Annotated in this window: 20 protein-coding genes; 4 read left to right on the forward strand and 16 right to left on the reverse strand. The window is 72.3% G+C overall.

Annotated features, from left to right (window positions below; translation table 11 throughout):
• Positions 1–263: 263 nt before the first annotated feature.
• On the forward strand, positions 264–1,052 hold the full coding sequence (locus AMA02S_RS35075) for a patatin-like phospholipase family protein (RefSeq protein ID WP_067467733.1): 789 nt from the start codon (positions 264–266) through the stop codon (positions 1,050–1,052).
• 307 nt (positions 1,053–1,359) lie between these two features.
• Here the strand turns inward: AMA02S_RS35075 and AMA02S_RS35080 are convergent, their stop codons facing one another.
• From AMA02S_RS35080 to AMA02S_RS35100, 5 genes are all read right to left on the reverse strand, one after another.
• The gene (locus AMA02S_RS35080; protein WP_067467736.1) at positions 1,360–2,244 is read right to left on the reverse strand and encodes a maleylpyruvate isomerase N-terminal domain-containing protein; all 885 of its coding nucleotides are present in this window, start codon (positions 2,242–2,244) and stop codon (positions 1,360–1,362) included.
• A 173-nt stretch (positions 2,245–2,417) separates the two neighbouring features.
• Positions 2,418–2,918, reverse strand: coding sequence for a metallophosphoesterase family protein (locus AMA02S_RS35085; RefSeq protein WP_245667967.1), 501 nt, complete (start codon positions 2,916–2,918; stop codon positions 2,418–2,420).
• A gap of 304 nt (positions 2,919–3,222) precedes the next feature.
• Positions 3,223–3,615, reverse strand: a complete 393-nt coding sequence (locus AMA02S_RS35090; RefSeq protein ID WP_084265959.1) for a rhodanese-like domain-containing protein — start codon at positions 3,613–3,615, stop codon at positions 3,223–3,225.
• A gap of 52 nt (positions 3,616–3,667) precedes the next feature.
• A complete protein-coding gene (locus AMA02S_RS35095; protein WP_067467743.1) occupies positions 3,668–4,543 on the reverse strand; it encodes a Gfo/Idh/MocA family protein in 876 nt (291 codons plus the stop codon).
• A gap of 44 nt (positions 4,544–4,587) precedes the next feature.
• Positions 4,588–5,706: an epoxide hydrolase family protein gene (locus AMA02S_RS35100; RefSeq protein ID WP_067467746.1), complete on the reverse strand. Its 1,119-nt coding sequence runs from the start codon at positions 5,704–5,706 to the stop codon at positions 4,588–4,590.
• 62 nt (positions 5,707–5,768) lie between these two features.
• Here AMA02S_RS35100 and AMA02S_RS35105 point away from each other — a divergent pair, with 62 nt between their 5' ends.
• Positions 5,769–6,719, forward strand: a complete 951-nt coding sequence (locus AMA02S_RS35105) for a helix-turn-helix transcriptional regulator (protein WP_067467749.1) — start codon at positions 5,769–5,771, stop codon at positions 6,717–6,719.
• 38 nt (positions 6,720–6,757) lie between these two features.
• Here the strand turns inward: AMA02S_RS35105 and AMA02S_RS35110 are convergent, their stop codons facing one another.
• Both AMA02S_RS35110 and AMA02S_RS35115 read right to left on the reverse strand, forming a co-directional pair.
• Complete coding sequence (locus tag AMA02S_RS35110; RefSeq protein ID WP_067468144.1) at positions 6,758–7,945, reverse strand: MFS transporter; 1,188 nt, start codon at positions 7,943–7,945, stop codon at positions 6,758–6,760.
• A gap of 382 nt (positions 7,946–8,327) precedes the next feature.
• A complete protein-coding gene (locus AMA02S_RS35115) occupies positions 8,328–9,275 on the reverse strand; it encodes a hypothetical protein (protein WP_157431044.1) in 948 nt (315 codons plus the stop codon).
• A gap of 467 nt (positions 9,276–9,742) precedes the next feature.
• On the opposite strand from AMA02S_RS35115, the gene AMA02S_RS35120 reads away from it, so the two are divergent.
• Positions 9,743–10,924: a PucR family transcriptional regulator gene (locus AMA02S_RS35120; RefSeq protein ID WP_067467755.1), complete on the forward strand. Its 1,182-nt coding sequence runs from the start codon at positions 9,743–9,745 to the stop codon at positions 10,922–10,924.
• A gap of 17 nt (positions 10,925–10,941) precedes the next feature.
• Here the strand turns inward: AMA02S_RS35120 and AMA02S_RS35125 are convergent, their stop codons facing one another.
• The 9 genes from AMA02S_RS35125 to AMA02S_RS35165 are packed head-to-tail and all read right to left on the reverse strand — an operon-like array spanning position 10,942 to position 19,432.
• Positions 10,942–11,976, reverse strand: a complete 1,035-nt coding sequence (locus AMA02S_RS35125) for a zinc-binding dehydrogenase (protein ID WP_067467758.1) — start codon at positions 11,974–11,976, stop codon at positions 10,942–10,944.
• A gap of 7 nt (positions 11,977–11,983) precedes the next feature.
• Entirely contained in the window at positions 11,984–13,381 is a 1,398-nt protein-coding gene (locus AMA02S_RS35130) for an MmgE/PrpD family protein (protein WP_084265943.1), read from the reverse strand.
• Positions 13,378–13,632 carry a biotin/lipoyl-containing protein gene (locus AMA02S_RS35135; protein WP_067467763.1) on the reverse strand — a complete coding sequence of 85 codons (255 nt, stop codon included), beginning with the start codon at positions 13,630–13,632 and terminating at the stop codon, positions 13,378–13,380. Before AMA02S_RS35135 ends, AMA02S_RS35130 begins: the two co-directional genes overlap by 4 nt.
• Positions 13,629–14,657, reverse strand: coding sequence for an alpha-ketoacid dehydrogenase subunit beta (locus tag AMA02S_RS42470; RefSeq protein WP_067467766.1), 1,029 nt, complete (start codon positions 14,655–14,657; stop codon positions 13,629–13,631). Before AMA02S_RS42470 ends, AMA02S_RS35135 begins: the two co-directional genes overlap by 4 nt.
• Entirely contained in the window at positions 14,654–15,670 is a 1,017-nt protein-coding gene (locus tag AMA02S_RS42475; RefSeq protein WP_067467769.1) for a thiamine pyrophosphate-dependent dehydrogenase E1 component subunit alpha, read from the reverse strand. Before AMA02S_RS42475 ends, AMA02S_RS42470 begins: the two co-directional genes overlap by 4 nt.
• Complete coding sequence (locus AMA02S_RS35150; RefSeq protein ID WP_067467773.1) at positions 15,667–16,146, reverse strand: FAS1-like dehydratase domain-containing protein; 480 nt, start codon at positions 16,144–16,146, stop codon at positions 15,667–15,669. Before AMA02S_RS35150 ends, AMA02S_RS42475 begins: the two co-directional genes overlap by 4 nt.
• On the reverse strand, positions 16,143–16,658 hold the full coding sequence (locus AMA02S_RS35155; protein ID WP_067467776.1) for an FAS1-like dehydratase domain-containing protein: 516 nt from the start codon (positions 16,656–16,658) through the stop codon (positions 16,143–16,145). The genes AMA02S_RS35150 and AMA02S_RS35155 overlap by 4 nt, the downstream gene beginning before the upstream one ends.
• Complete coding sequence (locus tag AMA02S_RS35160; protein ID WP_067467778.1) at positions 16,655–18,268, reverse strand: AMP-binding protein; 1,614 nt, start codon at positions 18,266–18,268, stop codon at positions 16,655–16,657. The genes AMA02S_RS35155 and AMA02S_RS35160 overlap by 4 nt, the downstream gene beginning before the upstream one ends.
• Positions 18,269–18,286: 18 nt before the next feature.
• Positions 18,287–19,432 (reverse strand): acyl-CoA dehydrogenase family protein, encoded by a 1,146-nt coding sequence (locus AMA02S_RS35165; RefSeq protein ID WP_067467781.1) that lies wholly within the window; start codon positions 19,430–19,432, stop codon positions 18,287–18,289.
• Between the two features lie 504 nt (positions 19,433–19,936).
• Between AMA02S_RS35165 and AMA02S_RS35170 the strand changes: the two genes are divergently transcribed.
• On the forward strand, positions 19,937–21,382 hold the full coding sequence (locus AMA02S_RS35170) for an amidase (protein ID WP_067467784.1): 1,446 nt from the start codon (positions 19,937–19,939) through the stop codon (positions 21,380–21,382).
• Positions 21,383–21,396: the final 14 nt, after the last annotated feature.

The following is a 21,396-nucleotide window of genomic DNA, read 5'->3' on the forward strand; positions in this document are numbered from 1 at the left end:
AGTGGGTTCCCCGGTCGGCCGGCCACCGCGCAGGCGTCCTGCATCCGTGTGGGGACGAGGGGTTAACTTACGTGGTCCAGGTGGCTGCGTCAAATCAGGTCTCTTCGATGCCGCGTGGCGGCGCCCCGGTTGTCGGGCTTCCCCATCTCCGGGACAGGGCGTGGGGAGCGAGGTTTCCACAGGTCACCTCCTCGACTACGGGGGCGAGAAGCGGCGCCGTACTCTCGGACGGTCAAGGGAGGGTGAGATGAGCGGGACGAAACGTGCCCTTGTTCTGGGTCATCGCCGGGCTCGCCGAGGCGGGGACGGATGTGACCGGGGCGGATGTGCTGATCGGGACATCGGCGGGGGCTTCGGTGGCGGCACAGTTGGACAGCGGCCTGGGTATCAAGGAACTGCTGGCTCGCCAGGTGGATCCGGCCTTGCAGAACCGGGAGATCGCGCCGTCCGGGGACGTGACGGTGGCGGAGTTCGTGGAGATCTGGACGCGCCTCGCGGCCGAGAACGGTGATCCGGCTGAGATGCGCAGGGCACTCGGTGCGCGTGCGCTGGCGGCCGTGACGGTGCCGGAGTCGGAGCGGCGGGCGGTGATCGAGGGACGACTCCCTGTCCATGATTGGCCCTCGCGGAAACTGCTGGTCACGGCGGTGAACGCATTGACGGGTGAGCTGCGGGTCTTCGACCGCGACTCGGGGATCGGGCTCGTCGACGCGGTTGCCGCGAGTTGCGCGGTCCCGATGATCTGGCCGCCGGTGACCATCGACGGCGTTCGCTATGTGGACGGTGGAGTGTGGTCGGTGAACAACGTCCACCTGGCGGCGGGGCATGAGCGAATCCTGCTTGTCGCGCCGATGGAGGATCCGGGCTTGGCGGAGGACATCGCCGCGGTCGAGGAGCGCGGTGGCCGGGTCAAGGTGATCAACCCGGACGAGGCGGCCGTCGTGGCGTTCGGTGCCGACCCGCTGGATCCCAGGACGCGCACTCCGGCGGCCGGTGCCGGGCTCGCCCAGGGCGCGGCCGTGGCCGCGACAGTGGCGGACTTCTGGGGTTAGAGCCTGCGCAAGCTGCCCGGACCTCTGCTGCGGCACGTCAACACCGCGCTCGCAGAAGCACGGCCAGGTGCGGGAGCGGCCAGACGAGCGCGCCAAGTGGGCTGCAACGGAAGCGCCTGTCCTCGCCGAACCTGGTGCTGGCGATCGGGAGGATCGTCGCGTGATACCGGACGCTCCGTGGTGGAACAGGGAGAGTCAGCCCGGGAGCCGGCCTGGTCGGGGCGGGTACCAGCAGAGCACAGGAGACAGCCGTCCTCCCGAGTCTCCGTCCGGCCGCCGAGCGGGCAGGCTGATCTCGATGTCCGGCTCAGGGTAGGCGCATCTTGCGCATGAAGGGCGGCAGCAACCAGGGCCGGCGCCCCCAGACGACCACCTTCCCGGTCAGGGCCGCTCGCATGACGCTCACCCGCCCGAACAGCATGAGATTGAGGGTGACCGGCTCGAAGAACACCGTCAGGTCGATGTCACGGCGCGGTTCGCCGATGGTCACCTGCCCGTTCGTCAGCACCATGACCGCCGGGGTCGTGTGGTGGGACCGGAACTCGACCGCGATGCGCCCTGGGCGCTCGGGTCCGACCCGGTCCAGGAGGCGGCCGTGGCCGTGCCTCGTGACGCCAAGCAGGAAGAGTTCGAAGAAAAGGGCGGCGTCGGCGGGGGCGATCTCCCAACGCGCGCCGGTCGTGCGGGCGATGTCGCGGCCGTGGATCTGCATCTCGTTGGCAAGATGGGCCAGCAGCCCCGCGACCGGGACGCGGGAGCCGCCGAGCCAGTCGATCGGGTCGTCTGGTCCGAGGCCGTCGCAGGCGCGCAGGACGGTGGCGACGTCGTCGCGCAACCGGGCCGCGAGGATGCGCGTGCTCCGCTCCGTGACGTGCGCCATCGCCACGTCGTTGAAGTGGGCGAGCGTGTCGACGGTCGTGCCGGGGATGATCTCATCGAGGGCCGGTACGCCGGTCAGGCCGCCCGGTCTCGCCGAGCCGGCCAGGCCCGTCGGGCCGCTGGGCCCCTTCAGCATGCTGGCATAGGAGCCGGAGACCATGACGAGGTGCGCGGCGGTGTCGGCCACCGACCAGTCGGCGGTGGCCATGGCTTCGGACGGGGCGGAGGGCAGCAACTCGGCGAACCGGTCGCCGGTGGCCTCGACGCAGCGACGGACAGCGGACCACTTCGCCGCCGTGACGGCCGGGAGCACGTCGGCCCCCTTTCGGAGATGAACGGGAGGACCGGAGGTCTCCGGTATATCACCCAGTTGGCACCGAGCGCCCCTCCCTGCCCTCGGACATCCTCGGCGGTGAATCGAGCTGGCCACCGCGAGGGGCCTCTCCGGGGCGGGGCACGTCCGCTCTCCGGCGGACCGCGCATCGGTCAGGTGACGGGGATGATCTGTGCGCGGACCAGCCGGCCGTCGCTGATGTCGAGGAGGCCGAGGGTGCCGTGCGGCTGGCGGCGCCGGTCGGTGGGTGATCCCGGGTTGATGATGCGGACGCCGTCGCCGGTCTCGTCGAGCGGGATGTGGGAGTGGCCGAAGATGACGAGGTCGGCGCTCGGGAACCAGCGTCGCATCCGCGCCGTCCGGCCGCGGGCCTGCCCGCTGTCGTGGACCATCGCCACCGCGAGGCCGTCAAGGTCGAGTTCGAGGCGCTCGGGGGCACCCCAGCCCGCCACGTCGGGGCCGTCGTTGTTGCCGAGGACGGCGTGGACGGGCGCGAAGGCGGCCAGCTCGTCCAGCACGGACGCCACACACACATCGCCGGCGTGCAGGATCACATCCGCGCCCCGCAGGTGCTCCGCCACCTCCGCCGGGCACGACTTCCAGCGCCGGGGCGCGTGCGTGTCGGATATCGCGACCGCCCTCACCTGGCCCATTCTCGCCCACGGCCATCGCGCGGCGGGCCTTCGGGGTGAGTGATTTTGCGACCATACGTTCCGGACACACGTGGGAAACAACTGTAAGCACTGTGTCATTTCATTGCGCTGACCTGCGGAGTTAGGCTCGGATTCCGCGCGGTGACCCGCGGGTCCGGCCACACGCCCCCGGCCGGGCTCGGCGGAGACCCTGCACCGTGTGGGCAGGGGGGACGGCCGGGCCCCGAGGAGGAAGATCACCCCCTTGCACCGGCCGAGGGGTCCGGCCGTCCTCCCCTCTACCGGCCCGGCGGGCCGGCCCGTTCTAGGCCGGGGGGTGCCCGGTCGCCGGGAGTCCGGCGGCGCGCCACGCCTGGAAGCCGCCGACGATGTCGGTCGCGCGGGTCAGGCCGAGGTCGTGCAGGGACGCGGCGGCGAGGCTGGAGGTGTAGCCCTCCGAGCAGAACACGATGACGCGCAGGTCGTGGCCGGTGGCCTGCGGGAGCCGCGCGTCCGAGGCGGGGTCCAGCCGCCATTCCAGGACGTTGCGCTCCACGATCAGCGCGCCGGGCACTTCCCCTTCGGCGGCCCGCTGCGCCGCGGGACGGATGTCGACCAGGAGCGCGCCGTCCTGCGACTCGGTGTGGGCGCGTTCGGGGTCGACGCGGTCCAGGCGGGCGCGCGCGTCGTCAAGGATCTCGTCGATGGTACGGACCATGCGGCCCAGCATGGCACCCGATTCCCTACCAATGCAATCTGGAATACCGGGGTCAGCCGGCCAGCTGGGCGCCGGCCGAGGCGATGACCTGCTGGATCCGCAGGCCGTGCGCGGCGTCCAGCGGGTGTCCGCCCCCGTCTCGGACGATGGCGGCGAACTCGCCGATCATGGTGGAGAACGCGTCGTCGCCCAGGTCGGACCAGTCGAGTCCGGCATGCCCGCTCCGCCCGAACACCTCGACGTGGGCGGGCGGCAGGTCACCGCCCCCGGCCATCGACACCGACGCCTGGCTCACCGCGCCGCCGGCGTGTTCCAGCAGGAGCCCCACCCAGCCGAGGGGGTCGCCGTGCGCGCGGACACCGGTGACCCGCCCGAGGGAGGCGTCGAGCAGGTCGACGATATGCGGGCCGAGGTCCAGCAGGGCGCCGTGCTCGAGCCGCCACGGCGTGGCGTACGGCCCGCCGCCGAGCGTGGACGAGACGAAGACGCCGTGGCCACCGAATGGTTCCAGGCCGCGTGCCCGCTCTAGGAAGTCCCGCGCCGCACGCGCGTAGCGCAGCGTGAAGACCATCTGCGAGGCAACCCCCGCCTCCGCGATCACTTCGGCGAGCCGTCGCGCCGCGTCCAGGTCCATCGCGAGGGGCTTCTCCAGCAGGACGGCCTTGCCCGCGCGGGCGGCCTGCGTCGCGAGCACGGCCTGGACGTCCGGTGGGACGGAGAACGCGACCGCCTCGCAGGCGTCGAACAGGTCCTCGATCCGCTCGAAGGAGGGCGCGCCGTGCCGTCCCGCCAGTTCGGCGGACGCCTCAGGGCGCCGCGCCCAGACCCCCGCGAGCCGGGTGACCGGCCCCGCCGCGAGCGCGGGCGCGTGCGTCATGCGCGCCCACGGGCCCGCCCCGACCAGTCCCACCGCCACCGGCTCGCTCATGATCCCGACCCTAGACGAGCCAGCGGCGGCAGCCCTGCGGGTGGCTAGGCACCCGCCAGGGAGCGGAAGAACGTTCGGATGTCGGAGACGAGCAGGCCGGGCTCCTCCAGTGCGGCGAAGTGGCCGCCGCGGTCGAACTCCGTCCAGTGGACGATCTTCTCGGTGCGCTCCGCCAGGGCCCGGACGGGCAGCGCGGCCTCGTGCGGGAACACCGCGACGCCGGTGGGGACGGGCGACGGCTGCGGCATGCTCCAGGCCTGGGCGAACTCGTAGTACAGCTGGGCGGACGAGCCGGCGGTGTTGGTCAGCCAGTAGAGCGTGACATTGGTCAGCAGCACGTCGCGGTCGATCTCGTGCTCGGCCCATTCGGTGAACTTCTCGGCGATCCAGGCGAGCTGCCCGGCCGGAGAGTCGGCGAGCGCGTACGCCAGGGTCTGCGGACGCGTGGACTGGAGGGCGAGGTAGCCGCCGAGCTCGCTGGTGAAGCGCTCCAGCCCGGCGAGCCGCTCCCGGCCGGCGTCGTCCAGGCCGTCGGGCGACCCGAAGGTGAGCAGGAAATTGAGATGGACACCGATGAGGTGCTCGGGAGCGACCTGGCGAAGCTCGCGGGACACGCCGGACCCCCAGTCGCCGCCCTGGGCGCCGTACCGCTCGTAGCCGAGCCGGGCCATCAGCTCGGCCCACGCCTCGGCGATGCGGCGCGGTGTCCAGCCGCCGGCGGTGAGCGGGGAGGAGAACCCGTACCCGGGAAGGGACGGGATGACCAGGTGGAAGGCGTCGGCCGGGTCGCCGCTGTGGGCGCCCGGGTCGCTGAGTGGCCCGATCACGTCCAGGAACTCCACCACCGAGCCCGGCCAGCCATGGGTGAGGATCAGTGGTGTCGCGTCCGGCTCCGGGGAGCGGACGTGCAGGAAGTGGATGTCCTGGCCGTCGATCGTGGTGCGGAACTGGGGGTGGGCGTTCAATCGGGCCTCGTGCTCGCGCCAGTCGTAGCCCGCGGCCCAGTACTCGGTCAGCTCGCGCAGCCGATCCTGCGGGACGCCGCGTTCCGCACCGGTACCGGGGACCTGGCCGGGCAGGCGCGTCCGGGCCAGCCGTTCGCGCAGGTCGTCGAGGTCGGCCTGAGGGATATCGATGCGGAAGGGGCGGATGTCGTCGCTCATGGAACGACCGTGTCACCTCATGCGGCAGGATCCTTGCCGCAATTGCGGGCAGACTCAAGTCCATGCTGGGAACGTCGGCGCGCCTGCTGCGCCTGCTGTCGCTGTTGCAGAGCCGCGCGGACTGGACGGGTGCCGAGCTCGCCGAGCGGCTCGGCGTCAGCCCGCGCACCGTCCGCTATGACATCGGCAAGCTGCGCGATCTCGGCTATCCGGTGCACGCGACGCCGGGCGTCACGGGCGGCTATCGGCTCGGCGCCGGAGCCCGGCTGCCACCGCTGCTGCTGGACGACGAGGAGGCCGTGGCGGTCGCGGTGAGCCTGCGGACGGCAGCCGGTGGCACGGTCACCGGGATCGAGGAGACGTCGCTGCGCGCGCTGGCCAAGCTGGAGCAGGTCCTGCCGTCACGGCTCCGGCATCGGGTAGGCGCCCTGCACGGCTACATGGTCCCGCTCCCCCCGGACGGCCCGACCGTCTCGGCCGACACCCTCGCCAACGTCGCCGCCGCGTGCCGTGACCACCGCCGCCTGCGGTTCGGGTACCGCACGCATGATGGCATCGAGACGGTCCGGGACGTGGAGCCGTACCGCCTCGTCCACACCGGACGGCGCTGGTACCTCGTCGCCTGGGACGTGGCGCGCGACGCCTGGCGCACCTTCCGCATCGACCGGTTGACGCCGCGCACGGTGGACGGCCCGCGCTTCACACCGCGTGAGGCGCCGCCCGCCGATCTGGTCCCGCGGGGCGTGAACGCGGCGCTCGCCCGGCACCGGGCCCGTGTCACCGCGCACGCCCCCGCCGAGGTGATCGTGGCGCGCGTCCCCGCGTCCATCCTGGTCGAGCCGTTGGACGAGCGGACGTGCGTCGTCCATGCCACCGGCGACACCCCCGGGCAGCTCGCGATGAACATCCTGGCCCTCGACACCGGCTTCGAGGTCGACGGCCCGCCGGAACTGCTGCACGCGCTGGCGGAGATCGCCGCCCGGTGTTCGGCCGCCGGCGCCCGCGACTCGTGATCGGCCTGGGACCGCGGGTTCGATGCCGCCGGCCGTGGTCAGGTCGGCCGGGCGGGTCCCGCGCTCGTCCGCCCGGCGACGGCCTTGTGGACGACGGTGACGGTGAACACGCAGGCCGCGGCGGCGACGACGGCGAGCAGCGCCAGGCCGAGGGCGTAGGACTCGTAGGCGCCGTAGATCGAGCCCATCACCAGCGGCGGGACGAACCCGCCAAGGCCGCCCGCAGCGCCGACCACGCCGGTGACCCCGCCGACCTCGCCGGCCGGGACCAGCCTCGCCACCAGCGCGAACGTCGCTCCGCTACCGGCACCGAGCGCCGCCGCCATGGCCAGGAAAGCGACCGTTCCGAGCGGCATCAGCGGCGGCGCGAACGCCTGGACGGCCGCGGCGACCGTCACCACGGCGAGCGACGCGGCCAGGACCCGCACGACGCTGAGCCGGTCCGACAGCCACCCGCCGACGGGGCGCATCACGACGGCCAGCAGCACGAAGCCCGCCATCCGGTTCGAAGCGTCCGCCTGATCCAGCCCGTACTGGGTCTTCAGATAGGTCGGCAGGTACACAGAGAACGCCACATATCCGCCGAATGCCACCGCGTACAGCGCCGCCGCCTGCCAGGTGACTCCCATCCGCGCCGTCGCCGCCAGCCGCTGCGACAAGGGCTTGGTCGGGACCGTCCGTCCGGGCGGCTCCCGGAGCAGGAGCCACGCCACCACCGTGTAGACCGCGAGCAGGACGGCCGTCAGCACGAACGGAAACGCCGTGCCCCGCGCGTCGACCAGCCGCACGGTCGTCAGCGCGCTGATCGCGGTGCCGCCCATCCCGGCGCCGAAGATCCCGACGGCGAACCCGCGCCGCTCCGGCGGAAACCAGGCGTTCACGAACGGCACCCCGACCGCGAACGCCGTCCCCCCGATCCCGAGGAAGAAGCCACCGACCAGCAGCGCCGGCAGCGATGAGTGGCCCGCCAACCCGAGGTACAGGACGGGAACGATCGTGGCGGCCGACACCAGGGGGAACATCACCCGTCCCCCGAACCGGTCGGTCAGCGCGCCGACCGGGATCCGGCCGACCGACCCGACGATGACGGGCACGGCCACCAGCAGTGCCTGCTCGACCGAGCTGAGACGCAGGGAGTCCTGGAATCGGGGGCCGAGCGGGCTCAGCAGCGCCCACGCCCAGAAGTTCACCGCGAATCCGGTGGTGGCCACCACCAGCATCAGCATCGGGCGGCCGCCGGACCCAGTCCCGGCGCGCCCGGTCGCCTTCCGCGTCTCGGTCACCCGCCTGCACCCATCCCTGACACCTCCGGGTTGGATCTTCCCGCGGTTCACGAAAGGTAATCACGCGCCGGGAGGCGCGTCGGCCGCCGTCGAAGCGGCGGCGTGTGCGCCGTCGGTGCCGGGCTTCGGTGGTCCGCCCGGGAAGGTGGCGAGAAAGGCGCCTACTGGGGAATGGAATCCGCTGCATTCGATGCTCTTTGGGGGGCACGAAACTGCCTCCGGACGGGAATGCATAAGTGCCGTCAGCGTGGCAGAAAACCGATTCGTCGACAGGAGCCACCATTTCCCGGGGCCGGGGAGCCGCCGTGGCCGTGCCGGCATTCCGTCAGGCGCCTCCGCCCGAGGCGCCGCTCGGGGTACCAGGACGCTCCGCGGGCTGCCCGTCCTTCAGCAGCGTGCTCGCGGGGACCTGGTAGGGGGCCAGGGTGTCGAAGATGTCGCGGGTGCTCTGGATCCTGTCCTCGTTGATCGTGAAGTGGCCCGCGTCGGTGACGGCGTCCTCCCGGTTGCTCCCCGGGATGACCACCCCGACGATCCCGCCCTTGTCGGTGACCAGCGCGCGATCGTCGGTCAGGCACTTTTGATGGAGCGGCGGGACCTTCTCCAGGATGACGATGTGCAGGTCGATCCCCACGTCCATCTGCTCGCGCAGGACGTCCTTCATGGCGTCGTCCAGCTCGGCCTCCGACAGCACCAGGATCCGGCGCAACAGGAGGCCGTTCCCGGTGATCGCGGATCGTTCGGTGACGAGGTAGCCGGTGTCGCGGCCCGTCCACCAGTAGTCGTTGCCGGTCGCGCTCAGCGCGATCATCTCGGTGAGCTCCGGCAGGATCCCGGGGTGGAACTCCTGTCGGCGGCCCAGGGACGACTGGCCGCTCGCCAGGTCCCGCATCTCCTCGGCGAAGGCCCGCTGGCGCGCCTCGCGCAGCTTCAGCAGGATCGCGCTGTTGCGGCGGTCGATGAGCGTCCACTGCTCGGCGATGTCGCGGATGAACGCGTGGCATTCGGGCGGGGCGTCGGCGAGCGACTTCGTGATCGCCAGCCCCGCGGAGATCTCCCTCAGCCGGTTCTCATCGTGGTGGATGCTCTCCTCGCGCCGGAAGAAGGCGTCGATGACCAGGGTCAGGTTGACGCTGGCCAGCATGACGAGCAGGGCCAGCCGGCTGCCGGTCTCGCCCGCGAGGATGGTCAGGCCGCCGAGGGCGACCGACAGCAGACCTCCGATGACGAGCCGGCCTCGCTGCCACGGCACCGTGGGCTTTCGTTTCGCCACGACATCGGCTCCTCGCCGCTCACGCGTTCTCATCGGCAAGTCCGCCGACGCCGTCGGTTGCGACCATTTCTCGCGCCCGCGCCAGCCTGGCAGGAGAAGGCTCCCGCGTCTGTGCTTCATGCCACATTAGGCCACCGATATCCGGCCAAAGACCCGGACGATCGGGACGGCGACGGGAATACCGGGCGGCGTCCCAAGGCCCGAGAAAACCTCATCCGGCACGGCCCGAAATTGTCGCCGAAGCCCGCGGAGAAGTCGCGGGAACAGCGCGGGGAGAGAGAAGCGCTGGCCCTTCTTCCGGCAGCCCCCGGGCCCCCTCGGCCGGCGGCGGGCCACGCTCCGCCTGCTCACCGCCGACACGGCCGCCGTGAGGCCGCAACCGGCCACCACCTCGTCCCGGCCACGGTGATCCAGGCCGGTGTCCCGCGCGAATGAGCAGGGACACCGGACTGGCTGGAGGTTCACTCGTGGGAGACCTCTTCGGATCGCTGACGAGACAGGTGGACGCCAACGCGCGGAGGGCGGTCGAGGTGTACGCGCGCGAGCTGCCCGAGTACCGGACGATGGCCGCCGGCGACCGCGAGTACGCGGACCTGCTGGAGTTCGCCGTGCTGCTGCGCCGCCGGACCGCGGAACTGGCGCGCGACGTCCACCCCTTCACCGACGCCGACCTGGCCCTGATCGCCGCCGTCGGACACGAGCGCGGCCGGTCGGGAGTCTCGCTGAGCTCCCACCGCAAGGTGCTCGGGCTGCATTCCACGCTCACCGTGCAGGAGATCCACGAAGCGGCCGACGCGACGGAACTGGACGCCCTCATGCAGATCCTCGGCTGGATCGGCCCGCAGGGCGCCGCGACGCAGGACGCCTACACGCGCGGTTTCCTGGAAGGCCAGCGGCACGCCCTGCCCTACGCCGAACGCGTCCAGCAGCTCGCCGCGGCACTGCTCGCCGGGGACCCCGCCGGTCCAGAGCTGACGCGCCGGCTCGGCATGCCCGTCCCCGCCGGCTACCTGGTGACGGTCGTGCGGATCGCCGACGAGGACGTCGCGCTCCTGCCGGCCGCCCGCACCGAGATCCTCGGCCTCCTGATCGACCTGGACCGGGTGCCCATGGGCTGGCACGGCCCGCTGGAGTTCGTGGCCCTGGTGCCGACCGGCTGCGCCGACCCGTCCGAGGCCCCGCCGGAGGACCGGCAGCGCGCGCTGACCCTGGCCGCCGCCTTCTCCGAGTCCGTGGGACGGCGCTGCGCCGTCGGCGCCACCGTCGCGGACGCCCGCGACCTGCCCGGCGCCCTGCCGCTGGCCCGGCAGATCAGCAGGGCCGCCCCGGTGGAGCCCGTCCCGCAGCGGATCAGCACCATCGCCGACGTGTTCGTGGAGCTGGGCGCCGCCCGGCTACCGGAGGTCGACCACTGGCTCCGGCGGATAGCCGACCTCCTCTTCCAGGGCCCGGACCTGGTGGTCACCCTGGACGCCTACTACCGCCATGACATGAACCGCCTGCTCACCGCGGCGCACCTGTACGTCCATCCCCGCACGCTCGACTACCGCCTGCGCCGGGCGCGCGAACTGACCGGCATCGACCCGACCACCACGCGGGGGGTGCGGACGCTGAGCGCTGTCGTCGCCCGCATCCTGGCCGCCGCGTGATCCACGTGCGCGCGCCCTCAGGGCCGGACGAGGACCTTCAGCGCCGTGCGATCGTTCATGGCGCGGAAGCCTGTGGCCACGTCTGCGAGGTCCACGGAGAGGTCGAACACCTCGCCCGGTGTGATCGTGCCGTCGAGCACCTCGGCCAGCAGCTCCGGGATGTACCGGCGTGCCGGCGCGACGCCGCCGGTGATGGTGATGTTGCGCATGAACACGTCGAAGTCCAGGCGCGCCTCGGCGTACTGCGGGACGCCGACCCGGCTGATGGTGCCGCCGTCGCGGACGCCGCCGAGCGCCGTCTCGAACGCGGCCGTGTTGCCGACGCATTCCAGCACGTACGGGGCGCCGTCGCCGCCGGTCAGCTCGCGCACCGCGGCCACCGCCTCCTCGCCCCGCGCGGGCACCACGTCGGTCGCGCCGAACCGGCGGCCGAGATCGGTGCGCGCGGTGTGCCGGCCGAGCAGGATGATCCGCTCGGCTCCCAGCCGCGCGGCGGACAGCACCGCGCACAGTCCGACGGCGCCGTCGCCGATGACGGCGACGGTGGAGCCCTTCCCGACGCCCGCTGTGACGGCGGCGTGGTGGCCGGTGGGCAGCACGTCCGACAGCGCCATCACCGAGGGGATCAGCGGGTCGTCGGCGCCGAGCGGCAGCTTGATCAGCGTGCCGTCCGCCTGGGGGACCCGGGCGGCCTCGCCCTGCCCTCCGTCCAGCCCGCCGACGGCCCAGCGTCCACCGTTGCGGCACGAGCCCTGGAGCCCCTCCCGGCAGAAGTCGCAGGTGTTGTCGACCCAGAGGAACGGGACGAGCACCACGTCGCCGCGCCGCACCGACTCCACCGCGGCGCCGGTCTCCTCCACGACGCCCATGAACTCGTGGCCGATGCGGAGCCCCTCGCCGACCGGATCCATGCCCCGGTACCGGTGCAGGTCGCTGCCGCAGACGCAGGCGCGGGTCACCCGGACGATCGCGTCCGTCGGCTCCAGCAGGGCGGGGTCGGGGACCTCCTCGACCCGGACGTCGCCGCGGCCGTAGATGAGGGTGGCTCGCATCTGTCGTTCACTCCTTCGCATCGGTGATCGTGGCGTCGACCAGGTCGCGCACCGGGCGACGGTCGAGGTCGAGGGCGACCTCGATGAACCGCTCCAGCCGGGCGGCCGGCAGCGGCGTCTCGGCGGCCATGGCGCGCAGCCGGCCGGCGGTCTCGTCGCGGCCCCAGTCGAAGGTCGTCGGGTCCGGGGCGTGCTCGCCGGCGCGGATTTCGTGTCCGCGGGTCTCGACGGTGATCCGGCAGGCCCCCGACGGGAGATCGGCGGAGGCCACCGTGATCCGACGGACCAGGTCCATCAGGGCGGGCTCGTCGAAACCGTACAGGTCGTCCAGCTCGATCCCGCCCCTTCGGAGCGCCACCGCCAGGCAGTACGGCAGGCTCATCAACGTCCCGCCGACGTCGCGGAACGGCCCGTGCGCGTCGACACCAGGGTAGGCGGCGTCGTCCGCGGGCAACTCGACGGTGACCCTCGCGACGTCCTGCTCCGCGAGTCCGTGCTGGCGGACCAGCCCGGTGAGCAGGGTGACCGGGATCTGGTTGATCGCGCAGATCGGATAGGGCTTGTAGGTGACGCGCCGGGTCCGCCAGTCGTCGCCGAGCCCCAGCGCCGCGGGCGGAACCTCCGGGTCCGTGCCCGTGAAGGCACGCAGGTGCCCGGCACGACCGTCGAGCGCGTCCGGTGCCCCGGTGACGTCCCGGGCGGCCAGCAGCGCCGCCACCATGCCGTTGCGGCTCGCCGTCCCGACCTGGTACCGCCACTCCTGGGTGCCGGCGACCCACGTCTGGTTCGTGCCGCCCCCGAACGCGGCGGCCAGGCCCAGCGCCGAGACGGTCTGCCCGGCGGTGAGCCCCAGCAGCCGGGCCGATCCGGCCGCCGCGGCGAACGGACCGTACACACTCGTGGCGCGGAACCCGCGGGCGGTGGACACGGACGCGTGCCCCTCCGCTATGACCGAGGCGGCCTCGTATCCGGCGATCATCGCGGCGAGCAGGTCGCGGCCGTGCAGGCCGGCGCGATCGCCGAGCGCGAGCAGTGCGGGCAGGGTCACCGATCCCAGGTGGGTGGAGACCGCGACCTGCGTGTCGTCCTGCGTGCGCGCGTGGACGAGCGCCCCCGTCGCGAGCGCGAACGCCTCGACGGTCACTGCCGTCCCGTCGACCAGGAGCCGCGCCCCGCGCGCCCGCTCGCAGGCACCGTTCTCCTTCGCGACGGCGTAGCCCGTACCGGCGAGGCGATACCCGGCGAGCCCCACACCGAGGTCATGCAGGAGCGTCACCTTCGCCTTCTCCACGACGTCGGACGGCACGGCGGACAGGTCGAGGCCCGCGGTGAAGCCGGCGACCCGCTCGGCGAGCGTCGCGGCACGGGCCGGTGCGGCGGGACGGCTCACGGCCGGACGGCTCATCGCGGGACCCCCGCACCGTCCGGGTCCACCCGGGCGATGACCTGGCCCACCACGACGTCGGCGTCCCTGGCCACGAGCAGCTCGACGATCGTCCCGGCGACCGGGCTGACGATCTCCGCGGTCGCCTTGTCGGTCTCCATCTCGGCGATGGGCTCGTCCTCGGCGACACGGTCGCCGACGCTCTTCAGCCATTCCACGATCGTCGCCTCGTCCATGGTCGCGCCCCACTTCGGCACCACGATGTCCGTCACGCCCCGCTCCCTTCGCCCCTGGTCCCCTCGATCGTGCTGAGGGTCGCCGCCACCACGTCCTCGGCGCTCGGGTAGTAGGCGCCCTCCAGATCCGGCGCGAACGGCACCGGCGCGAACGGCGGCCGGACCTGCGCCGCCGGGGCGCGCAGGGAGGCGAACCCGTCCGTGGCGGCCAGCCGGATGACCTCCGAGCCGACGCTGCACGGACCCTGCGCGTCCTGGACGACGACGAGCCGTCCCGTCCGGTGCAGCGACCGCAGGATCAGCGGCTCGTCCAGCGGGCTCAGCGTGCGCAGGTCGAGCACCTCGGCGTCGACCCCGCGCCCGGCGAGGGCCTCGGCGGCCTCCATGGCGGGCGGCACGGTGTCGCCCCAGCACACGAGCGTCACATCCGTCCCCGGGCGGCGGATCAGCCCGGCACCGATCGGCACCACGTGGTCGGGATCGTCGGGGACCTGTCCGCGCCGCGTCCACAGGCTCAGGCTCTCGATAACGATCACCGGGTCGTCGTCCCTGATGGCGGCCTTGAGCAGGCCCTTGGCGTCGGCCGGGGTGCCGCCCCAGACGACCTTCAGCCCGGGGACGGCGGCGAGCCAGCCCTCCAGGCTCTGCGAGTGCTGCGGGCCGGAGCCGCGGTGACCGCCGCAGAGCGTCCGGATCGTCAGCGGCACCGCGAAGGCACCGTCCGACATGTAGGACATCTTGGCGGCCTGGTTGACGAGCTGGTCCATGGCCAGCGTGATGAAGTCGAAGTACATGATCTCCGCGACCGGCCGCAGCCCCGCCATCGCCGCGCCGACCGCCATGCCGGTGAACGCCGCCTCGCTGATGGGGGTGTCGCGGACCCGCCACTCGCCGAACCGGTCCCGCAGCCCGCGCGTCGCCGCGAACGGGCCGCCGGGCACGCCGACGTCCTCGCCGAAGACGTGGACCGCCGGATCCCGGTCGAGTTCCTCGTGCAGGGCCGAGTTCACCGCCTGCCAGTACTTCACCGTCGACGTGGGCGTGTTCGTTCCAGGGCTCATCCGAAGGCACCTCCGCGTACCGGACGGCGATAGACGTGCGAGGAGACCGACGCGACCGGGGCGGGGGGCTCGGCCTCGGCCGCCGCGACGGCCGCCGCGAACTCCTGCCGCGCCTCCGCCTCGATCGCCTCCAGGCCGGCCGCGGCCTCCGGGTCGCCTGCGACGGCCGCCGCCAGGCGCTTCAGCGGGTCGGCGTCCTTCCAGCGGGCGACCTCGGCGGCCTCGCGGTACTGCTGCGGGTCCCCCTCGAAGTGGCCGTGCCAGCGGTAGGTCATGCACTCCAGCAGCGACGGGCCGCCGCCCTCACGCGCCCGACCCACCGCCTCCCCCGCCGCGCTTCGCACAGCGATCACGTCGTTGCCGTCCACCCGGACGCCGGGGATGCCGTAGGGGGCGGCATGGTCGGCGACGCGCCCGGCCGCCAGGTGCACCGAGACCGGGGTCAGCTCCGCGTAGAGGTTGTTCTCGCACACGAACACGATCGGCAGCCGCCACAGCGCCGCGAGGTTGAGGGACTCGTGGAAGACGCCCTGCGCGACCGCGCCCTCGCCGAAGAACGCCACCGAGACACCTCCGCGCGCACGCCGGGCCGCCGCGAACGCTCCGCCGAGCGCGATCGGGATACCCGCGCCGACGATCGCGTTCGCACCGAGGATGCCCGCGGACGGATCGGCGATGTGCATCGAGCCCGACCGTCCACCGCAGTAGCCCGTCTCGCGGCCGAGCAGCTCCGCCACCATCGCCTTCGGTTCGCCGCCCTTGGCGATGCAGTGTCCGTGCCCGCGGTGGGTCGTGGTGATGTGGTCGTCGCGGCGCAGGACGTCGCAGACGCCGGCCGCGACCGCCTCCTGGCCGATCGAGACGTGCAGCGTCCCGGGCAGCCGCCCGCCCGCCATGAGCCTGGCCGCCCCGATCTCGAAGTGCCGGATCCGGGCCATCACGCGGTAGAGCCGGCGCAGCGTCGCCGCGTCGACCGCCAGCTCCGCCGATGTGGTCGGGGTGGTCGGGGTCATGACCGTCCGTCCTCTCCGCCGCCCGCGGCGGGCGGTCTTCTCGGGAGTTCGAGCACCGCGGTGCCCGGGGCGCACAGCACCCCGTCGCCGTTGCGCTCCTCAAGGGCGCACTCCACGATCCCGGCGCCGGCCCCGTCCACATGGCACGCGGTCACCAGGCCGGTGCAGGTGAGCGTGTCGCCGGGCACGGCGATGTGGCGGTTGCGCCAGCTGAACCGGCGCAGCCGTGCGCGGGGGCCCGCCCAGCCGAGCGCGGTCCGTGTCAGGAAGCATCCGTGCAGGTGGGACTGGACGAGGATGTCCGGGTAGCCCTCGTGGACGGCGTAGCGGGTGTCGTAGTGGATGCGGTGCGCGTTCCAGGTCGCGGCGCTGAACCGGAAGAGCTGGGTCGCCGTCGGGCGAACCGTCACCGGGTCCAGCGCCATGCCGGGGGCGACGTCCTCGAACCAGCGCGTCGTGACCGCCGCCGTGGTCATCGGCTCGCCTGCGGCCGTGCGATGAAGTTCTCCCGGCAGGTCAGCAGCGGCGTGCCCGCCTCGTCCTGGAAGGCCCGCAGCAGCGTGATGACCAGGAACGGGCCCGAGCGGCCGTTCTTGAGGACCACGTCCTCGATCGAGGTCTCCCGGACGACGTCCGCGCCGTCGCATACCGGGGAGTGGAAGTCGATGTCCTGGCCGGCGCCCATCAGGCGGAGCCCCGCGAGGGGGAGCCCGGCCACCTCCTCGCCGGCGGTGCCGTCGGGGCGCAGTTCGTCCTCCGCCGGGCCCGCGTCCCAGCCGAGCAGGCTGCTGGCATACAGCGGCGGCGCGACGGCGCCGGGGAGGCCGGCGGCGTGCGCGGCGCCGTCGTCGAAGTACAGCGGATCGCTCTCGCCGGCGGCGACCGCGAACCGCTGGAAGTCCCGCGCGCGAACGCGGCCGAGACGGTCGCGCTCCACCGTCCCGACGTGTTCGCGCACGCGCCGGTAGACGTCGTCGAGCGTGCTCACCGTTCACCTCCGGGGGCCGGGTCCAGGTCGGACAGCCGCCGCCTCAGCAGCTTCTTCTCGATCTTGCCGATCGAGGTCTTCGGGAGTTCGGGGACGACATGGATCCGGGTGGGCACCTTGAAGGCCGCGAGACGAGACCGGCAGTGCTCGACGATCTCCTCGAACGCCGGTGCCCCCGCGGGCCCGCCGGGCAGCGGCACGACGAACGCGACGACCTCCTCGTCCCGGACCGGGTCCCGTCCGGCGACGACCGCCGCCTCGGCGATCGCGGGGTGCGCCAGCAGCGCGAACTCCACCTCGCTCGCGGAGACGTTCTCGCCCGCGCGCTTGATGACGTCCTTGCGCCGGTCGAAGAAGTACACATAGCCCTTCTCGTCGAGGTAGCCGTTGTCCCCGGTGTGCAGCCAGCCGTCCCGGACCGCGGCGGCGGTGGCCTCGGGATCCTTGAAGTAGCCCTTCATCAGCGTCCTGCCGGGCACTCCGGACACGAGGATCTCGCCGACGGCGCCGGCGGGGACGTCGCGTCCCTCCTCGTCCACGATCCGCACCTGCCGGTCGTAGTTGGGCAGCCCGATGGAGGGCCACCGCCGGTCCCCGAAGACCGGGGACATCGTGACGACGGTCCCGCCCTCGGAGAGCCCGTAGCCGTTGATCAGCTCCACGCCGAACCGGCGCTCGAACTCGTCCTTCTCCGCCTCGGTGACGTTGATGGCGTAGACGACCCGGCGGACGCGGTGCGCGGTGTCGTCCGGCGAGGCGGGCTGCGCCAGGAGGGTCCGCACCTGCATGGCGACCAGGCTCACCACCGTCGCGCCGTGCCCGCGCACCCGCTCCCAGAAGGTGCTGGCGTGATAGTCCTCCAGCAGGATCGCCGTGCCGCCCACGGTCAGCGCCGCCAGCACCGTGATCTCCTGTGCGTTGATGTGGAAGAGCGGCAGGGCGGTCAGCAGCCGGTCGCCGCCGTCCAGCGCGGCGCCGCGCGAGACGCGCTCGCCGCCCCACAGGCAGTTCGCGTGCGTGATCATGACGGCCTTGGGGCGTGCCGTGGTGCCCGAGGTGAACAGCATCTCCACGACGTCCTCGCTATCGACGTCGGCGGGCGCGGCCGGCGCGGCGGCCGACAATTGCGCGAAGGGAACGAACCCGGCGGGGGCGTGACCGTCGCGGGGCGTGCGGTCACGGGCGGCGCCACGGGCCACGATCCGGTGCTCGACCGCCGGGATGCCTGCCAGGACCTCGGCGAACATCGGGAGGTGGTCGGGTTCGGTGAGGACTCCCACCGCCTCGGAATGCTCGATCAGATACCGCAGTTCGGTGGCCGAGTTGGCGACGTTGGACGGCACCATGACGGCCCCGAGCCAGGCCAGCCCGAACCAGGCGAAGACGAACTCGGCGCAGTTGCGCAGGTGGATCACCACCGCGTCGCCACGGCCGATCCCCAGCGCGGCGAACCCGCCCGCGGTCCGGCGGACGGCGTCCAGCACCTCCCGGTAGGTGTACTCGGTGACGGCGCCGGCCCGGTCCTCGACGAGGAGACAGGCGCGGTCGGGGTGCCGTCCGCACCGCTCGACGAGCAGGTCGGCGAGGGTGCGGTTCCCGATCAGGTCCATGACGGCTCCTCCCCGCGCTCAGTCCCGCGAGGACAGGCCGAGCAGGTTGCGCGCGATCATCCAGCGGTGGATCTCCGAGGAGCCGTGCCCGATCCGCCAGACGCGCACCTGCCGGTAGAAGCTCTGGATCGGCAACTCCCGGCTGTAGCCGAGGCCGCCGAAGATCTGTAGGCAGCGGTCGGTGACGCGCTGGGCCATCTCGGTCGCGTAGAGCTTGGCGATGAACGCCTCGTTACGGATGTGCTCGCCCTCGTCGGCCATCCAGGCGGCCCGGTACACCAGGAACCGCGCCGCGTCGAGTTCGACCGCGGAGTCGGCCAGCATCCACTGCACCGCCTGCCGCGTCGCGATGGGCTTTCCCCAGGTCACCCGCTGCTTGGCCCACTCGACGGCCATGTCGAGGCACCGCTGGGCGATACCGAGTTGGAAGGCCGCGATCTTGAGCCGTCCGTGCGTCAGCTGGTGCGACGCCAGCGCCCAGCCGCCGCCGACCTCGCCGAGGCGGGCCGAGTCCGGGACGACGCAGTCGCTGAACGACAGCTCGTAGGGCTCCCAGTCGTCCCCCATCGTGGGGATCGGACGCGAGAGCTCGAAGCCCGGCGTGCCCATGTCCACCAGGAAGCAGGTGATGCCCCGTCCCCCGGCGGACGGGTCGGTGCTGGCGAACAGGATGCAGAAGTCGGCGCGATCGACCTCCGAGATGAAGATCTTCGTGCCGTTGATCACCCAGTCGTCGCCGCTGCGCACCGCCGTCGTGGCGATGCGGGCGAAGTCCGATCCCGTGCCGGGCTCGGTGAAGGCGTAGCAGCTGCGCCGCTCACCGGCGATGACCGGGTAGAGGTACCTCTTCTTCTGCTCCTCGTCGGCCTGGTAGAGGACGGGTTCGGGACTGCCGCCGAACTCGAACATCGCCGGATGCTTGTAGAGCTCCTCGACGACCAGGCAGGTGGCAAGGGTGCCCATGCCCTGGCCACCGTGCTCCTCCGGCACGTCCAAGGCCCACAGCCCCTGGTCCCGTGCCCGCTCCTGCAGGGCGCGCCGTTCCTCCGGAGACAGCTTGCCCTCCTTGAGGAACCGCGGCTCCAGCGGCATCAGTTCCCGCTCGCGGAACCGGCGCACCGAGTCGACGAACATGCTGAGCTCGGCCGGGATCCTGAAGTCCATACGCCGTCACCCTCCGTCTTTCGACCGACTAGTCGGTCGGCTCTGACTTTTTCATGGCCCCGGACCGTTGTCAACGGCCGACGTGACGACCCAGGGACGCCATCCGGACGCACCGGTACCGAGCCCCACGCCTTTCCGGCACGGCATCGAATAGAGCTCCATCGCTCGTTCATTTCGGATGGAACTATGGCGTTCGACGAAATGTCAATCCCTTGCGATGGAGGGTTGACGACCCCTCGGAGGCGATGTTAGCTTGAATCGTCCGACCGGTCGGTCGGCTAACCTCTCTGACTCAGAACCCCTCGTCTACCAGCGTCGACACGGTCGTCCCTCCTCCTCCAGACGAGCTCCGGGGATCAAAACCCAGCCGCATGTCGAAATAGACTTCACGAACAACTCACTTGTCATCTCGCCATGTCGTCCCGTCACGGACCCGAATTCACCAATTCTTTCGCATCCGTGACGGCATTAAATAATCCTCGGCACGATGTATCAGGAGGACGGATGGCCGGCGATCTGAACAGCGGTCCGACGGCAGCCGAACTGGTCAGCGCCTATGCCGCCGGGACGCTCTCCCCGGTGGAGGCGACGACCGCGGCCCTGGAGGCGATCCAGGCGCACGACACCGAGTACAACGCCTACGCCCTGGTCGATCCGGAAAGCGCGCTCGCGGGCGCCCGCGCCGCCGAGGGCCGCTGGCGGGCCGGCGCCCCAGCCGGCCCGATCGACGGCGTGCCGATGTCGATCAAGGACCTCTTCCTCACCCGTGGCTGGCCGACGCTCCGCGGTTCGCGCTGCGTCGATCCGGACCAGCCCTGGGACGTTGACAGCCCGGTGGCCGCGCGGCTGCGCGAGAGCGGCCCGGTGCTGCTCGGCAAGACCACGACCCCGGAGATGGGCTGGAAGGCCGTCTGCGACAACCCGCTGACCGGCGTGACCCGCAACCCCTGGGACACCACCCGCACCCCGGGCGGCTCCAGCGGCGGCAGCGCGGCCGCGGTCGCCGCCGGCATGGGCGCCCTGTCTGCCGGCACCGACGGCGGCGGATCGGTCCGCATCCCGGCGGCGTTCTGCGGCATCGTCGGCTTCAAGCCGACACACGGCCGTATCCCCCTGTATCCGCTCAGCTCGCTCGCCGTCCTGTCGCACGCGGGCCCGATGGCACAGACGGTCGAGGACGTCGCACTCCTTCTGGACGCCCTGGCGCTGCCCGACCACCGCGACCCCTACGCCCTCGGACCGCACGGCGGCCCCTACACCGAGGCGCTCGGACGGGACGTCCGCGGGGTCGTCGCCGCCTTCTCCCCCGATCTCGGGTATGCCCGCGTCGACCCGGAGGTCGCCGCGGCCGTCGCGGCCGCCGCGGAGGCGCTCCAGGACACGGGCGTCCGCGTCGAGCAGGCGGACCCGGGGTTCCCCGACCCGCTCGCGGCGTTCGATGTCCTCTGGTGCGCCGGCGCGGCGAAGTGGCTCGACGCGTTCGGCGCCGACGCCGACGGCATCGACCCCGGCCTGCGCGCCGTGATCGAGCGGGGGCTCACCTGCACCGCGGGCGACTATCTCGCTGCGGAGGCCGAACGGGTCGCGCTGGGAGTCCGCATGGGCGAGTTCCACACCCGCCACGATGTGCTGATCACACCGACGGTGCCGATCCCGGCCTTCGAGACCGGTCATGACGTGCCACCGGGCAGCGGCTTGGGCAGTTGGCCGGAGTGGACACCGTTCACCTACCCGTTCAACATGACCCACCAGCCGGCGATCACCGTTCCGGTCGGGTTCACCGGGACCGGGCTCCCGATCGGCATGCAGATCGTGGGGCCGCGCCATTCCGAGGCGCTGGTGCTGGCGGTCGCCCACGCGGTCGAGAGGGTCCGGCCGCGGGCGGATCGCCGCGCCCCGGTCCGGCCTTCCGCGTCGTCCACGACGAAGGCTCCGGCCACGGCCCGCTGAGTCGGGTCCCCGCC

The sequence above is a fragment of the Actinomadura macra NBRC 14102 genome (assembly GCF_001552215.1).
In the GTDB taxonomy this organism is placed as follows: Bacteria; Actinomycetota; Actinomycetes; order Streptosporangiales; family Streptosporangiaceae; genus Spirillospora; species Spirillospora macra.

Bases quoted from the DNA above. Each gene is read 5' to 3' on its own strand.
- AMA02S_RS35095 (WP_067467743.1), bottom strand. From the start codon at position 4,543: ATGAGCGAGCCGGTGGCGGTGGGACTGGTCGGGGCGGGCCCGTGGGCG.
- AMA02S_RS35100 (WP_067467746.1), bottom strand. From the start codon at position 5,706: ATGAGCGACGACATCCGCCCCTTCCGCATCGATATCCCTCAGGCCGAC.
- AMA02S_RS35165 (WP_067467781.1), bottom strand. From the start codon at position 19,432: ATGGACTTCAGGATCCCGGCCGAGCTCAGCATGTTCGTCGACTCGGTG.
- AMA02S_RS35150 (WP_067467773.1), bottom strand. From the start codon at position 16,146: ATGACCACGGCGGCGGTCACGACGCGCTGGTTCGAGGACGTCGCCCCC.
- AMA02S_RS35090 (WP_084265959.1), bottom strand. From the start codon at position 3,615: ATGGTCCGTACCATCGACGAGATCCTTGACGACGCGCGCGCCCGCCTG.
- AMA02S_RS35125 (WP_067467758.1), bottom strand. From the start codon at position 11,976: ATGCGAGCCACCCTCATCTACGGCCGCGGCGACGTCCGGGTCGAGGAG.
- AMA02S_RS35105 (WP_067467749.1), top strand. From the start codon at position 5,769: ATGCTGGGAACGTCGGCGCGCCTGCTGCGCCTGCTGTCGCTGTTGCAG.
- AMA02S_RS42470 (WP_067467766.1), bottom strand. From the start codon at position 14,657: ATGAGCCCTGGAACGAACACGCCCACGTCGACGGTGAAGTACTGGCAG.
- AMA02S_RS35130 (WP_084265943.1), bottom strand. From the start codon at position 13,381: ATGAGCCGTCCGGCCGTGAGCCGTCCCGCCGCACCGGCCCGTGCCGCG.
- AMA02S_RS35085 (WP_245667967.1), bottom strand. From the start codon at position 2,918: ATGGGCCAGGTGAGGGCGGTCGCGATATCCGACACGCACGCGCCCCGG.
- AMA02S_RS35170 (WP_067467784.1), top strand. From the start codon at position 19,937: ATGGCCGGCGATCTGAACAGCGGTCCGACGGCAGCCGAACTGGTCAGC.
- AMA02S_RS42475 (WP_067467769.1), bottom strand. From the start codon at position 15,670: ATGACCCCGACCACCCCGACCACATCGGCGGAGCTGGCGGTCGACGCG.
- AMA02S_RS35160 (WP_067467778.1), bottom strand. From the start codon at position 18,268: ATGGACCTGATCGGGAACCGCACCCTCGCCGACCTGCTCGTCGAGCGG.
- AMA02S_RS35110 (WP_067468144.1), bottom strand. From the start codon at position 7,945: ATGCTGATGCTGGTGGTGGCCACCACCGGATTCGCGGTGAACTTCTGG.